Source organism: Paenibacillus sp. Soil750 (assembly GCF_001428045.1).
In the GTDB taxonomy this organism is placed as follows: domain Bacteria; phylum Bacillota; class Bacilli; order Paenibacillales; family NBRC-103111; genus Paenibacillus_E; species Paenibacillus_E allorhizoplanae.
In genome coordinates this window covers 240252-255473 of the sequence record NZ_LMSD01000004.1, presented here as the reverse complement: position 1 = coordinate 255473, position 15222 = coordinate 240252, and the positions used below count along the sequence as shown (strand labels likewise).

At 45.4% G+C, this 15222-nt stretch carries 13 protein-coding genes and 1 tRNA gene; 12 read left to right on the top strand and 2 right to left on the bottom strand.

Annotated elements, in window-relative coordinates:
* The first annotated feature begins 58 nt into the window (after positions 1-58).
* From ASL11_RS06425 to ASL11_RS06385, 9 genes are all read left to right on the top strand, one after another.
* A complete protein-coding gene (locus ASL11_RS06425; protein WP_056611278.1) occupies positions 59-1009 on the top strand; it encodes a ribose-phosphate diphosphokinase in 951 nt (316 codons plus the stop codon).
* A gap of 307 nt (positions 1010-1316) precedes the next feature.
* Entirely contained in the window at positions 1317-3053 is a 1737-nt protein-coding gene (locus tag ASL11_RS06420; RefSeq protein WP_056611275.1) for a tetratricopeptide repeat protein, read from the top strand.
* Positions 3054-3202: 149 nt separating this feature from the next.
* Positions 3203-4150, top strand: coding sequence for a thioredoxin-disulfide reductase (gene trxB, locus ASL11_RS06415; protein ID WP_056611271.1), 948 nt, complete (start codon positions 3203-3205; stop codon positions 4148-4150).
* A gap of 160 nt (positions 4151-4310) precedes the next feature.
* Positions 4311-5258, top strand: coding sequence for an ROK family glucokinase (locus ASL11_RS06410; RefSeq protein ID WP_056611268.1), 948 nt, complete (start codon positions 4311-4313; stop codon positions 5256-5258).
* A 73-nt stretch (positions 5259-5331) separates the two neighbouring features.
* A complete protein-coding gene (rapZ, locus tag ASL11_RS06405; RefSeq protein ID WP_056611265.1) occupies positions 5332-6219 on the top strand; it encodes an RNase adapter RapZ in 888 nt (295 codons plus the stop codon).
* A gap of 53 nt (positions 6220-6272) precedes the next feature.
* Positions 6273-7256, top strand: a complete 984-nt coding sequence (locus tag ASL11_RS06400) for a gluconeogenesis factor YvcK family protein (RefSeq protein WP_056611262.1) — start codon at positions 6273-6275, stop codon at positions 7254-7256.
* Between the two features lie 5 nt (positions 7257-7261).
* Positions 7262-8194 carry a DNA-binding protein WhiA gene (gene whiA, locus ASL11_RS06395; RefSeq protein WP_056611259.1) on the top strand — a complete coding sequence of 311 codons (933 nt, stop codon included), beginning with the start codon at positions 7262-7264 and terminating at the stop codon, positions 8192-8194.
* A gap of 147 nt (positions 8195-8341) precedes the next feature.
* Positions 8342-8611 carry an HPr family phosphocarrier protein gene (locus tag ASL11_RS06390; RefSeq protein WP_028555561.1) on the top strand — a complete coding sequence of 90 codons (270 nt, stop codon included), beginning with the start codon at positions 8342-8344 and terminating at the stop codon, positions 8609-8611.
* 212 nt (positions 8612-8823) lie between these two features.
* The gene (locus ASL11_RS06385; protein WP_056611256.1) at positions 8824-10587 is read left to right on the top strand and encodes a stalk domain-containing protein; all 1764 of its coding nucleotides are present in this window, start codon (positions 8824-8826) and stop codon (positions 10585-10587) included.
* Between the two features lie 76 nt (positions 10588-10663).
* Here the strand turns inward: ASL11_RS06385 and clpP are convergent, their stop codons facing one another.
* Positions 10664-11245: an ATP-dependent Clp endopeptidase proteolytic subunit ClpP gene (gene clpP / locus ASL11_RS06380; protein WP_028555559.1), complete on the bottom strand. Its 582-nt coding sequence runs from the start codon at positions 11243-11245 to the stop codon at positions 10664-10666.
* 179 nt (positions 11246-11424) lie between these two features.
* Positions 11425-11496 (bottom strand) — tRNA-Arg (locus tag ASL11_RS06375).
* A gap of 264 nt (positions 11497-11760) precedes the next feature.
* Here ASL11_RS06375 and ASL11_RS06370 point away from each other — a divergent pair.
* The 3 genes from ASL11_RS06370 to ASL11_RS06360 all read left to right on the top strand — a co-directional run bounded on the left by ASL11_RS06370 (position 11761) and on the right by ASL11_RS06360 (position 15221).
* Positions 11761-12783 carry a sugar-binding transcriptional regulator gene (locus tag ASL11_RS06370; RefSeq protein ID WP_056611253.1) on the top strand — a complete coding sequence of 341 codons (1023 nt, stop codon included), beginning with the start codon at positions 11761-11763 and terminating at the stop codon, positions 12781-12783.
* 81 nt (positions 12784-12864) lie between these two features.
* Complete coding sequence (gene gap, locus ASL11_RS06365; RefSeq protein ID WP_056611251.1) at positions 12865-13872, top strand: type I glyceraldehyde-3-phosphate dehydrogenase; 1008 nt, start codon at positions 12865-12867, stop codon at positions 13870-13872.
* Positions 13873-14039: 167 nt separating this feature from the next.
* Positions 14040-15221 carry a phosphoglycerate kinase gene (locus ASL11_RS06360; protein WP_056611248.1) on the top strand — a complete coding sequence of 394 codons (1182 nt, stop codon included), beginning with the start codon at positions 14040-14042 and terminating at the stop codon, positions 15219-15221.
* Position 15222: the final 1 nt, after the last annotated feature.

Sequence of the window (15222 nt, the reverse complement as noted above, 5' to 3'; positions counted from 1 at the left end):
GTATAATGAGTAGGACTATATAATCTATTTAATGAACCTTCGGAGGTAACCATTAACCATGCATAGCGACAATGTTAAAATTTTTTCCGGATCTTCGAATCCGAAGCTTGCGGAAAGTATTTGTAAAGAGCTCGGCCAGCCGCTAGGACAAATTAAATTATCACGTTTCAAAAGCGGAGAAATTTATTGCCTTTACGAAGAAACGATTCGTAACTGCGACGTGTTTCTGGTACAAACCTTCTCCCATCCGATTAATGAGCATATGATGGAGCTTTTGGTCATGATGGATGCGGCGAAAAGAGCATCTGCAAAAACGATCAACCTTGTCATCCCTTACTATGGTTACTCTCGTCAAGAACGTAAAGCAGCTCCGCGTGAGCCGATTTCAGCTAAATTAGTCGCGGACTTGTTTGCTTCAGCAGGCGCAACTCGTGTTGTTACGATTGATCTCCATGCGCCAGCGATCCAAGGTTTCTTCAATATTCCTGTGGATCACCTGACAGCACTTGATCTAATTAGTGATTGCATTAAAAGAAAAAATTTACCGAACCCCATTATCGTTTCTCCAGATGCGGGTCGTGCGACAACAGCTGAGAAAATGGCTAACATTCTCGATGCGCCTTTCGCTATGATGATTAAGAAGCGCCCAGAGCACAATGAATCTGTAATTACTCACGTCATTGGGGATGTTGCTGGACGTACGCCGATCATTATCGAGGATCTTATTGATACAGGAACAACGATCGTTAATGTTGTGGAAAGCCTGAAAGAACGCGGTGCGCTTGATGTCTACATCTGTGCAACACACCCTGTGTTCTCTGGCCCAGCGCTGCAACGTCTCGATCACCCAAGCATTAAAGAAGTTATTATTACGGATTCCATCGCGATTCCAGAGGGGCACTCGGATAAGTTTAATGTGCTTTCTGTAGCGCCTTTACTGTCTGATGCGGTTCGTATTATTACAGATGGTGGGTCCCTATCCTCCCTATTTAAATACGGCGGCGTATAATAAGGGAATTTTAAAAATCACCTTTGAAAACGCGGATATTCAGAGGAGCATATTCGGCGTCGAATCTTGAACGAAGTCCGGGAACTGCGGTACTCACGTAGGCTCACCTACGCTCTGTTCCTCGTTCCTCGGATTATCGTCCAACCTTCTCGGTTCTCGGTTTTGAAAGGCGACTTTTTAAGTCTATATTGGAACAGGATCGAAGACCGGTTTATAGGTCCATATCTTACCTTCGGATAATGTTTTTGGCTTCTTAGCGATCTATGGTATAATTTGAGTGTAATCAAATTGCCGGAGGTGTCTTGCTATGGAAAAGAAAAAGCGCAAATCCGAAGCGCCAAAACCAAAAGTTATCTCAATAAACATGGATGCCGCATTCTTTTTCGAGAGAGCGGTTCAATCTTTGGATCGGTTTCATTATGATAAGGCATTGAAATATTTCCGGCGGGCTGCAGAGTATGAACAGGATAACCCTGTGAATCACTGCAATCTCGCAGGAGTTCTCTCCGAAGTTGGCAATTATGACGAGTCGAACCAAATTTTGCAGCATATCCTTGAAACCATTGATCCCGAGATGACAGAATGTCACTTTTATATGGCGAACAACTATGCCAACATGGAAAACTTCGAGCAGGCAGAACAAGCGTTGGTTCGGTATTTGGAGAATGACCCGACAGGGCAATTCATGGACGAATCCGAAGAAATGATGGAAATGCTGAGCTACGAGCTTGATCGTCCCGCCCCTCTCACTAGCATCAAGAGTCGAGAAGGGCTGTTCGAGCATGATAAAGCCCGTGCGTTGCTCGAGGAAGGTAAGTTCGGCGAGGCAGTAAAGCAGTTGGAGAAATTAGTGAAGAATCAGCCTGATTTCACAGCCGCTCGTAATAATCTGGCATTGGCTTATTATTATATGGGTCAATTCGAGAAGGCGATGGAAACAATACGCGAAGTGCTGGTTATTGATCCAGGTAATCTGCATGCACTTTGCAATATGGCGATTTTCCATCAGCATTTTGGCAATAAGAAGGAACTGGCTGAGCTGACTACACTGCTAGGTAAGACGTTTCCGTTCCAGCAAGAACATGTGTTCAAGTTGGCTACGACGATGGGTATTCTTGCTCAGCATGAGAAAGCCTACCATCTGTTTAAACGTCTATTGAAGGCGGGAGATGGGGGAACAGATCCTTGTTTGTACCATTATGCGGCTGTTGCTGCCTGCCATATCGGTCGTTTCACAGAAGCATACCGCTTGTGGAAGCAGGTTCAGAAGCTAGATCCTGGTGCTGAAATTTCGAAGTTCTACTTAGAGCAATTGCGAGTCAGAGAGAAGTCGGCGCTTCCGCTTACTTGGAGCTACCACTATCATCTGCCGTTCGAGGAGCAGTTCCGTGCGCTTGAGAAGTCGACGCAAGGAATTCCTGATCAATTGAAGAAGGACCCCCTTGTGCGGTCATCCTTCTTCTGGGCTTTGCGACATGGCGACGTAGAAACGAAGCTTCAAGTTATTCAAGCCTTTGGCTTGATTGCGGACAACGAAGTGAGAGACGCGCTTCAGGATTTCATTCTGGATCACAAAGAGGATGACTATTTGAAGAAGGTTGCCATATTCGTTTTGCGAAGTATGGGTATCCGTGAGTCCCTTCCAGCTTATCTCGAAAATAAGGACATTATGGTAGAGGCTTCTCCGTACTCGCCTCATCTTCCCGTATGGGATGCAACATGGCAGCGAGTGATGGAAACAGCGCTATCGCATATGCACAAGCGTTACGATATGGTTCAACAGTATGACTTAGAAATTCTGTGGGTTGAGTTTCTAACGAAGGTGTACCCGAACGTGCCGAAGATTCACAAATCTGCAGGCTGGGCAGCGGCGTTAGAATATTTAATTGCCAAAATGCATCGCCGTACGATTTCCTATCAGGAAGTAGCTACACGCTATGGCGTCACGGTTTCCACGGTCAGTCGGCATGTGAAGCATATCGACGATACCTGTGGCTTGCGTGAAAAAATGGATGCGATTTTCAATAAGTTTACGAGTCTTTGATAGCCGAGAATGATGCATCATGAAAGCCTCGGCTTTCATACATATAGATAAACTGATTGTTCTTGCCCTAAACAGCGTTGAGCAATCGCTGATCAATCACGCTAATTAAAGAGAGCTTTCCTTAGGAAAGCACCTAGGAGGGAAATCATATGTATAAATCAGTCGTAGTAGGAACAGGACCATCCGGTCTAACAGCAGCCATTTACCTGGCTCGTGCGAACCTAAGCCCACTTGTCATTGAAGGACCAGAACCAGGTGGACAGTTGACCACAACTACCGAAGTAGAGAACTTCCCAGGATTTCCTGAAGGGATTATGGGACCAGAATTAATGGAAAACATGCGCAAGCAGGCAGAACGCTTTGGCGCTGAATTCAAAACAGGTTGGGTTAATTCCGTTGAATTGACGAACCGTCCATTTAAGCTTCAAGTAGAAGGACTTGGCGAGATCGAAACAGAAACACTGATTATCTCAACAGGTGCGTCTGCAAGATTGCTTGGCATCACGAACGAGAAAGAAAACATCGGGCGCGGCGTAAGTACATGTGCAACGTGTGATGGCTTCTTCTTCCGTGGCAAAAAGATTATCGTCGTTGGTGGCGGTGACTCTGCTATGGAAGAAGCAAACTTCTTGACTCGTTTCGCTTCAGAAGTGCGTTTGGTTCATCGCCGCGATGAGCTTCGTGCATCCAAAATTATGCAAGACCGCGCTCGTGGAAACGAGAAGGTGAAGTGGTCACTTAATAACACGCCGTTAGAAGTTGTAGCGGGCGATAAAGGTGTTACTGGCCTTAAAGTGAAAAACAACCAAACAGGTGAAGATGAAATCCTTGAAACTGACGGTATCTTCGTAGCGATCGGTCATACGCCGAATACGAAGTTCCTCGGTGGACAAATCGACACAGATGAGCATGGCTACATCGTCGTGAAGCCAGGAACAACAGAAACGAACATCCCAGGCGTATTCGCTTGTGGTGACGTGCAAGATACGAAGTATCGTCAGGCTATCACAGCAGCTGGAAGCGGATGTGCTGCAGCGTTGGAAGCTGAGAAGTTCCTTGAAGGCAACAGCGTACACGACTGGAGTATTTCCTTGTAAGTCATTTTGGCAATTCAGTTAACGTGGAGGGCTACGCTTTCCACGTTTTCTCATTTAGACAGGGTGTGGATGAATCTTGACCTCCCGGCAGTGTTGTCTTATAGTGGGAACAGGAGCACATGCCCGAAAATTTTATGATTATTCATGAGGTGACCTTGTAATGTCCAATCAAATTTATATCGGTGTAGATCTAGGCGGCACGAATATTAAAGTGGGTATTTGTGATGAGCAAGGCAAGCTTCTTAAAACGTTAGAAGGTCCTACTTCACCTGAACTAGGTGCAGATTCGGTCCTTGAGCGTATTGCGCAATATGTACGTCAAGTTGTCGAAGAATCCGACTATTCCTGGGAGCAAGTAGCTGGAATTGGCGCGGGGTTGGCTGGATTTATGGATATTCCAGAAGGCTTCGTGAAATTCTCGCCCAACTTGCAATGGCATAACGTGCCAGCGAAGAAGACGCTTGAAGCACTTCTGGGTAAACAAGTAAAGATTGATAACGATGCGAACGTAGCTGCGCTTGGCGAAGCTTGGGCTGGAGCTGGAGCGGGTATCCCGAACGTTGTATGCTACACACTTGGAACAGGTGTTGGCGGCGGTATCATTATTAACAGTAAAATTTATCAAGGTTCTGCTGGTATGGCTGGCGAACTTGGACATATGTCCATCGTGCCTGACATTGAAGCGATTCAGTGCGGTTGTGGTCAAATGGGATGTCTTGAAACCGTTTCTTCCGCAACAGGTATTGTTCGCATGGCGAAGGAAGCGGTGGAACGCGGCGAGCGTACATCACTGGCTCTTCACGAGAAAATTGAAGCTAAGCATGTGTTTGATGATGCAAAAAGCGGAGATGAAGTAGCTTTGCGCATCGTAAATCGCGCGGCTTATTATATCGGACGTTCGATGGCGGCTCTGGCTGTAGTCATTAATCCTAAGCGCTTTATTATCGGCGGCGGTGTTTCGAAGGCAGGAGAAATTCTATTCCAACCAATTCGTGAAACGTTCATCAAGTTTACACCAGAAGCTGCAGCTGAAGGTGTTGAGATTGTTGCTGCTACACTTGGTAATGATGCTGGTGTTGTTGGAGCTGCAGGATTGAACTTACGATAGTAGGCAAGACCGGTTCGCAGATGTAGATAACAAAAGCTGATCTGCGAAAGCACACCAAAGGAAGGTGTCAAGCATGGAAGAAAACCACCCTTTAGCGAAACTGGTCATTATTACAGGGATGTCGGGTGCAGGCAAGACAATAGCTGTTCAAAGCATGGAGGATCTTGGATTCTTCTGCGTTGATAACTTACCTCCCGTCTTGATTCCGAAGTTTGCTGAATTGATCGTGCAATCGATGGGTAAAATCGGCAAAGTCGCCTTGGTTATTGATTTGCGCGGACGTGAATTTTTCACTGCACTCCAAGAGTCCTTACGATATATCCAAGAAAATTACACCCTTAGCTATGAAATTTTATTCCTAGACGCAACGGATGGGACGCTCGTTCAGCGTTACAAAGAGAGCCGTCGTCGCCATCCATTGGCACCAGACGGAGCGCCGCTTGAGGGAATAGGTCTTGAGCGTAAGTTGCTTGAAGAGCTCAAGGGTCTGGCGACGCAGGTGATTGATACTAGCAGCCTGAAACCGGTGCAGTTGAAAGAAAGAATCATTTCCCGGTTCACCAATCTAGAAGCTAATCGCATATCTATAAATGTAATCTCTTTCGGGTTTAAGTATGGTGTCCCTATTGACGCTGATCTAATCTTTGATGTGCGCTTCTTGCCAAATCCTCACTATGTGGAGCAGCTGCGTCCGCAGACGGGGCAGGATCCAGATGTTTATGACTATGTGATGAAGTGGTCAGAGACGCAAGAATTTCTGACAAAGCTGCTCGATATGCTGAACTTCTTAATGCCTCAGTATAAGAAGGAAGGCAAGAGCCAGGTTGTTGTTGGTATTGGTTGTACAGGAGGTAAACATAGATCGGTTGCAATTACAGAATATCTAGGTAAAGTTATGGGGAACAGTGAGACTGAGACTGTGCGTCTAAGTCATCGAGATTCCGAGCGGGACCGTGTATAGACGGCTATGTGAGGCTTCGATAGAGGTTTTCTCATTAAGAGGGTGAAAGAAGTATGGAGCTTGGTCAATTACAACGTAAGCCCAGAATAGTCGTTATTGGCGGTGGAACAGGGCTCTCTGTTATGCTGAGAGGGTTGAAAGAAAAGCCGGTTGATATCACAGCTATCGTGACCGTTGCAGACGATGGAGGCAGCTCAGGTATCTTGCGAAGTGAATTGCAGATGCCGCCTCCGGGGGATATTCGAAATGTGTTAACATCGTTAGCTGACGTTGAGCCGTTGTTGTCATTGATGCTTCAGTATCGATTTCAGAATGGTACAGGTTTAGCCGGACATAGTCTGGGGAATCTAATACTAGCGGCATTGACAGATATTACAGGTGATTTTGTTACTGCCGTGCAAGAAATGAATCGCGTATTTGCTGTTCGCGGGAGAGTTCTCCCGGCTTCGAATCAAGCCATTGTGTTGAAAGCCATTATGGAGGACGGGACTTTAGTTGTTGGGGAGTCCAAAATTCCGAAGGCCGATGGACGGATCAAGAGAGTATTTATTGAACCGGCGGGGGTAACACCACTTACAGAAGCCGTTCAAGCGATACGCGAAGCGGATGCCATCTTGTGCGGTCCTGGCAGTTTATATACAAGTTTGCTGCCGAATTTGCTTGTTCCAGGGATTGCTAAGGAGATCGTGGCATCGAATGCTGTGAAATTGTTCATTTGTAATGTCATGACACAGCCAGGCGAAACCGATGATTATTCTGTGAGTGATCATCTGGATGCGATTTATGATCACTTAGGTCAGCATTTGTTTGATTATGTGATCGTGAATAATGGTGAAATTCCACCGCAAGTGCAAGCCAAGTATGCGGAAAAAGGTTCAAAAGCGGTTCATTTAGATTTGGATGAAGTGACGAAAAGAGGATATCGGGTAATTGCAGATCGACTTGTGTTATTCCGTACTTATCTTCGTCATGATGCAGAGAAATTGAGTGACCATATCTATCAGCTCGTCGAAAGCTGGCTGTTAAGGAAGAAGTGAGTCCCTTGTCCTTTGCGGCAACAACCAAAAAAGAATTAACATTAATTAATGATTCGGAGTCATGCTGTGAAAAAGCGGAGCTGTCCGCGCTCATTCGTATGAATGGCGCTGTTCAGTTAACAAGCCAGCGTGTCGTGTTGGATGTATCCACGGAGAACGCTGCGATTGCACGGCGAATTTACTCGCTGATCAAGAAGACGTATAATACACACACGGAGTTGCTCGTGCGTAAGAAGATGCGTCTAAAGAAGAATAATGTGTACATTGTTAGGGTGCCTGGCCAAGTACAGGAACTTCTCAGTGATTTGAAGATCGTCTCGGAGGGTTTCATTTTTACGACGGGGATTAACAAGGACATTATTCGCGGCAATTGCTGCAAGCGTGCTTATCTTCGAGGAGCCTTCATGGCTGGTGGTTCTGTCAATAACCCGGAGGGATCTTCCTATCATTTGGAAATTGCTTCGATTTATGAAGAGCACTGCAAAGCTTTAACACAGCTTGCGAATAAGTTTGACTTAAACGCCCGATTCATTGAACGTAAGAAAGGGTTCGTGCTGTACATCAAGGAAGGCGAGAAAATTATCGAGTTTCTCAATATCATTGGGGCCCATCAGGCGCTGCTGCGCTTCGAGGATGTCCGGATTATGAAGGATATGAGGAATTCCGTTAATCGCATCGTGAACTGTGAAACGGCGAACTTGAACAAAACGATCGGGGCAGCCGTCAGACAAATCGAAAATATTCGATTGTTGCAGCGGGAGATCGGTCTAGATAGCTTGCCTGAGAAGTTAAGAGAAGTTGCGGAGATTAGACTTGCGCATCCCGACTTGAATTTGAAGGAAGTTGGCGACATGCTTTCGGGCAGTGTTAGCAAGTCAGGTGTGAATCATCGCCTGCGGAAAATAGACGAATTAGCCGAAAAACACCGAAATTCGTAGGAAAGTCCGGGCTGTACAACGCTTGTATAAGTTTTTCGCATTTTTTCTAGTGTACTTGAAGGAAAAATGCTATAATATTAAAACATAAGGTAAACGCTGTTATTAATAGTAATCCATATAAGCTCCACACTAGGGGGAATTAGTTCCATGTCCAGACGTCCAGTCGTTGTGAAGTTGAGAACAGGACTTCATGCCAGACCTGCGGCATTGTTTGTTCAAGAGGCGAATAAGTTTTCATCGGAGATCTTTGTTGAGAAAGATGAGAAGAAAGTGAATGCGAAGAGCATCATGGGAATTATGAGTCTTGCGATCAGCACAGGGACCGAAGTCTTCATAAGTGCAGAAGGTTCGGATGCAGAGCAGGCTGTAAACGCTTTAGTCACATTAGTCAGTAAGGAAGAGTTGGAAAACCAATAATCCTTTAAAAGCCTACCTTTCGAGGGGGCTTTTTTGCAGTTTGTAGATACAAATCTCTAACTTTCTAAAAGTGTCAAAATTGTTAACAAATAGTGGTATGGGGCAACCTTTTTCATTTGGCTACGTCTAATAAACGTGGTCGTGATGGATAAGGCTATTTGTATTTCCAAATAGCGCCCCTATCCCAAGTTTGAAGAAGGAGCCGAAGTGAAATGAATGTAGTAAAGAAAGAAATGATTGCCTTACTGGCTGTACTCGTATTTCTAGTTAGTACGATTACTGCACCAGCCGCGCATGCGGTATCAACAAGTTCGTCCTTTATTTTACTTTATATCGACAAAGCAGAAGCTTTCGTAAATCAAGAGCAGATCCATCTAGAATCCCCTTCTACCATCATTGATGGAAGCACCTTCGTTCCAGCCAAATTCTTGGGTGATACATTAGGGTTTCAAGTAGAGTGGAATGATTTATCCCGTACGATTCAAATGTCGCCTCCAGGCTACAACATCGTGCTGGATTCAGATCATAAGACGGTGACAACGAATGGGGTGGATGTACCCTTTAAATCCGTAGCCGCTATTGTCAATGGCAAGTTGCTTGTGAAGCTGACATGGTTGGCTGATTACATGGGTGCAAAGTATACCTACAATAGTGAGCTGAGACGTGTGGAGATCGTGCATTTTAAAGCGCCTGAGGGCATCTACATCGATCAAGATAGTAATTCTCGTCCAGTTGCCAAGTTCGCCACTGCGAAGCCTACCTACAGGCTTGGTGAGCCTGTTAAGTATTTGGATTTGAGTTATGATCCAGATGCAGAGGGTATCGTATCTTTCGATTGGACTGGTAAACAAGAGGCATTCTTCAAAGCTGGCCAATATCCAGTAACCTTAACGGTTAAGGATGGTCACGGGCATGTAAGTAAGTTGTTCAAAAGCTTTGTGACTGTTGTAAATGAACCGTATTTGTCAGAAGTCGAGTACCCGATTTATATGAAGCCGGTTGGTGGTTTTATTAAAACGAACTGGACAACGATCTGGTCACATTTTAACGAGTTACCGATGCTTCCGAAAGACGTGAATGAAGTACAAGGACGTACGCTGCTTGTTAGCGACAGTCCAGAAGAATTTACGTCAAGCGGTATTTTGTATCAAGACAATATTAATGGCAAAGGGCGCTTATACGCAGATCATATCAATGGCACGCAACAGAAGATGACGTTTGCCATCTTTGCAACAAACAACACGGATAAGCCGATTACAATTAAAACGACAAATAAAGGCGAAGTCTACCCTTCCGTTTATGCGAATTTGATCGGCAGCGAAGCTTCCGTTGATTTCCTTCTAAACAATGTTTACACGGATACAATGACGGTTCCGCCACATGCAAGTTATGTCTATGCGAAGCTGCCTGATTTCTATCCAGGTCAAGGCGTGAATTTGTTCTATGATGTCGAAACAGACGGTGAGCTTCAAATGTCCTTTATCGCAACGGATAAAATGCTGACACCAACGATAGTGAAGGAGTTGCCTTTGCTCTCCTTTAACGGTCATGTTCGCGGTACTTTCCCCGTTTCCGAGATTGAATGGAAAATTGATGCCACGAGCTTTACGAAAGCCTCCAGATTAACGATCGGAGATAATAAGACGGATCCATTCGTCAAAGGCTACGACGTAATGCGTAAGCAAGTCGTAGAGAATGGTGGTAATTACGGCGTCGTCTATAAAATCCATGCCGATAAGCCGCGCAAAATGGCTGTCATGATCATGGCAAGAGGCGGCGTGTTCAAGGGACCGTTTAAAATCAACGGTGAAATCATTCCTGTCCCGTATTCCGGTGTCATTACGGCATTTGATGGCTTGGAAGTGCTGGCACGTACCACGGGTACGGAAGATGCGTTAGATATCGAGTTTACGCCTCCAGCGGGCTCAGCGTTCCCAATTGATTTGATCTTCTACCCATTGGAAGATTTGAAATAAATCCAATAAAAAAACCAGCCAATCTTCGTTAGCTCAAATGAGCGAATGAAGATCTGGCTGGTTTTTTATTTATGAATTAGACGCGCTCGATGACTTTATCGATGAGTCCGTATTCGGCTGCTTCTTTAGCACTCATGAAGTTATCACGGTCCGTATCCTTCTCAATACGCTCGAACGTTTGTCCCGTGCGCTCTGCTAGGATCGTGTTCAGGTTGTCCCTCATTTTCAAAATACGCTTAGCACGAATCTCGATATCCGAGGCTTGACCTTCTGCGCCGCCAAGCGGTTGGTGAATCATGACTTCGCTGTTCGGAAGCGCGTAACGCTTGCCTTTGGCACCAGCAGTGAGCAAGAATGCACCCATGGAAGCGGCCATACCTACACAGATCGTGGATACGTCTGGTTTGATGAACTGCATCGTGTCGAAGATCGCCATACCCGCTGTGATGGAGCCGCCGGGGCTGTTAATGTAAAGCGAGATATCTTTATCAGGATCTTGAGCGGCCAAGAAGAGCAACTGAGCAATGATGGAATTCGCCACAACATCGTTGACACCCGTGCCTAAGAATATAATGCGGTCCTTCAGCAAGCGAGAGTAGATGTCATATCCTCTTTCACCGCGCGCGTCTTGTTCGACGACCATAGGAATAAAACTCATGAGAATGACCTCCTTGGGGTTGGGTTACCTACTATTGGGTACATACTATTTACAGTATCTACAAGTATGATAACGAAAAAACGTCTGAAGGTCAAGAAAGGTCAAACTAAACACAAAAAAAATCAGCTTCAGAGCTGATTTGGCGATTAAACCTTAACTCATGTAGCTGATTTGTTGGACGCGCCCGAAAGGAATCGAACCTTTATCTCAGGCTTCGGAGGCCTACGTCATATCCATTGGACCACGGGCGCATAGTTTAGAAAAAGTGAAGCAAGGGTTATTATAAGTCAGCTTTCCATAAAAAGCAAGATGGTAAGCCCTTACAGGTCTATTTGGAGAAAAATGTTTGAACAAATGTTGAATGTTGCGAAGGAAATGGTTATAATAAGAACTGTAAACGAGAAATGAAATACGTAATTATGCAAGGAACTTTTTTTTCACCCAGGTGGGACACAAAATGTATACCTGGGACAAAAAACGTCCTACATTGGATCGGGAGCGTTGGAAGTCGTCCTATGAGAGAGATTCTAGACATTCAGAAACAGCTCATGCCTGATCTTATGGACATCATGAAGAAACGCTACTCGATTCTGCAGCACATCTTGGTTTCCGGTGTTGTCGGACGAAGGACGTTAGCGTCCTCACTCGACATGACGGAGCGCGTACTGCGCGGTGAAGTCGATTTCCTTAAGGAGCTAGGGCTTCTGGAATCAGACGCAAGTGGTATGAAGATCAGCGAGTCTGGTCGTCAGCTGCTGGAAGACATGCAGCCGATCATTAAGATGGCGTTTGGCTTAACAGATCTGGAAGATAGCATTGCCAAAGCTTTTCACATCTCCAATGTAATTATCGTACCTGGGGATTCCGACACTTCCGTATTTACGAAGAAAGAGCTTGGACGCGCTGGCGCGGCCGCCTTGCGTAAATATGTCGCCAAAGATGATATCATCGCGGTAACAGGTGGGTCGACCATGGCTCAGATCGCTAATAACCTAGCTATCTCGTCTTCGATGAAAGGTAGTTGGTTCGTCCCTGCACGTGGAGGACTTGGTGAAAGTGTGGATATGCAAGCGAACACGATTGCTTCCATTATGGCCAAGAAAACTGGTGGGAAATACAGGTTGCTGCATGTGCCGGATCATCTTGGGGAAGAGGCGTATCAATCGCTGATTCAAGATCCACAGATTCAGGAAGTTGTAAATGCGGTGCGCAGTTGTCGCATTGTTGTACATGGTATCGGAGATGCTATGGTCATGGCACGCAGACGTAAAGTAGATAGTGATACTACGAGCAGTCTGAGAGCTGATGGTGCACTTGCAGAGGCGCTTGGTTATTATTTTGACCGCCAAGGAAATGTGGTTCATAAGATGCCGACAGTCGGACTTCGACTGGAAGATCTGCATCGTGTTGAAGTTGTGATTGGTGTTGCTGGTGGGAAGAGCAAAGGGGAAGCGATCGCTTCTGTACTAAGACATGGGCAAGAAGATGTACTTGTAACAGATGAAGCAGCTGCCTTAGAAATCATGAAGCATGTATAGCTGAAGTTGCCATCATAACGTATGCCATTCATGGCTGCGTTTTGAAATATAATATTTATGTAATCTTAGGAGGAAATGACTATGACAACAAAAGTAGGTATTAACGGTTTCGGACGTATTGGTCGTAACGTATTCCGCGCAGCATTGAACAACCCAGATGTACAAATCGTGGCAGTAAACGATTTGACAGACGTTAAAACATTGGCTCACTTGCTTAAATATGACACTACTCACGGTAAACTAGACGCTACAGTTGAAGCTGGCGAAGGCGAATTGATCGTTAACGGTCGTTCCATCAAGGTTTTTGCTGAGCGTAACCCTGGGGATCTGCCATGGGCATCTGTAGGCGCTGAGATCGTAATCGAATCCACTGGTATTTTCACAGCGAAAGAAAAAGCAGAACTTCACTTGAAAGGTGGAGCTAAGAAAGTTATCATTTCCGCTCCAGCTTCTGACGAAGATATCACAATCGTACTTGGTGTTAACGAAGACAAATACGATCCAGCTGCACACACAATCATCTCCAACGCTTCTTGTACAACAAACTGTCTAGCTCCTTTCGCGAAAGTTATCAACGATAGCTTCGGAATCGTAAAAGGTATGATGACAACTGTTCACTCTTACACAAATGACCAATCCGTACTTGACGTTCCACATAAAGACCTTCGTCGTGCTCGTGCAGCAGCTGAGAACATCATTCCTTCCAGCACTGGCGCAGCTAAAGCAATCGGTCTAGTTCTTCCTGAGCTTAAAGGCAAATTGAACGGTATGGCTATGCGTGTTCCTACACCTAACGTATCCGTAACTGATTTGGTTGTTGAGCTTAAAGTTAACGTAACAGTTGACGAAGTAAACGCAGCTTTGAAACAAGCTTCCGAAGGCCCTCTTAAAGGCATTCTTAACTACACAGAAGATGCACTTGTATCCAGCGACTTCAATGGTGACCCAGCTTCCTCAACAATCGATGCATTGTCCACAATGGTAGTTGGCGACAACATGTTGAAAGTTGTTTCCTGGTACGATAACGAGTGGGGTTACTCCAACCGCGTTGTTGACTTGGTAGCTTTCATCGCGAAAAAAGGTCTGTAATTTCATAATTCATCAACTGGAAAAACCACATGAAGGGGAGAAGAGATTCTCCTCTTTATGTGCGATTTACCCTGTAAAAGGATAGAACCGGAAGAAAACCATACACGCCAGAGCTTATGCTTACGAAGATAGTTTTACTAAAGCAAAACTTTTAGGAGGCTTTTACGATGAATAAGAAAAGTGTTCGCGATGTTGAAGTAGCTGGTAAGAGAGTATTTGTTCGCGTTGATTTCAACGTGCCTGTAGAGAACGGACAAATCACTGACGATACACGTATCAGAGAAACGCTTCCTACGATTAAATTCTTAGTAGAGCAAGGCGCAAAAGTTATTCTTGCTGCGCATTTTGGTCGTCCAAACGGACAAGTGGTCGAAGAGCTTCGTTTAACACCAGTTGCAGCGAAATTGGCTGAGCTTCTGGGTCAAAACGTGATCAAAGCGGATCAATCCGTTGGTGAAATCGTGAAAGCACAAGTGGATGCGCTTGAAAATGGCGACGTTCTTTTGCTTGAAAACGTTCGTTTCAACGAAGGTGAAGAGAAGAATGATCCAGAGCTTGCAAAAGCTTTCGCTGATCTAGCTGATCTGTTCGTGAATGATGCTTTCGGTGCTGCTCACCGTGCACATGCTTCGACTTCAGGCATTGCGGCTTATATCCCAGCTGTTTCCGGTCTTTTGATGGAGAAAGAGCTTGATGTTCTAGGCAAAGCGCTGAACAACCCAGAGCGTCCTTTCACAGCTATCGTTGGCGGATCCAAAGTTAAAGACAAAATTGCAGTCATTGAGAACCTCCTGAACATTGCAGACAACGTCTTGATTGGCGGCGGTCTTTCCTATACATTCTTGAAAGCACAAGGCTATGAAATCGGTAAATCACTTCTGGACAATTCGAAACTTGATCTAGCGCTTAGCTTTATTGCAAAAGCAAAAGAAAAAGGTGTAAACTTCCTACTTCCGGTGGATATCGTTGTTGCAGATAAATTCGGCGCAGATGCTAACGTGCAAATCGTTGACATCGACAGCATCCCTGCTGATTGGGAAGGCATTGACATCGGACCGAAAACACGTGAAATGTATGCAGACGTTATCGCGAAGTCCAAACTAGTTGTTTGGAACGGACCGATGGGCGTATTCGAAATCGAGCCTTTCTCCCACGGGACACGTGCAGTAGCACAAGCTTGTGCAACAACTGAAGGTTATACAGTAATCGGTGGTGGCGATTCCGCTGCTGCAACGGAGAAATTCCATTTGGCTGAGCAAATGAACCACATGTCCACAGGCGGCGGCGCTTCCTTGGAGTTCATGGAAGGTAAAGCATTGCCAGGCGTAGTAGCACTTAACGACAAATAAG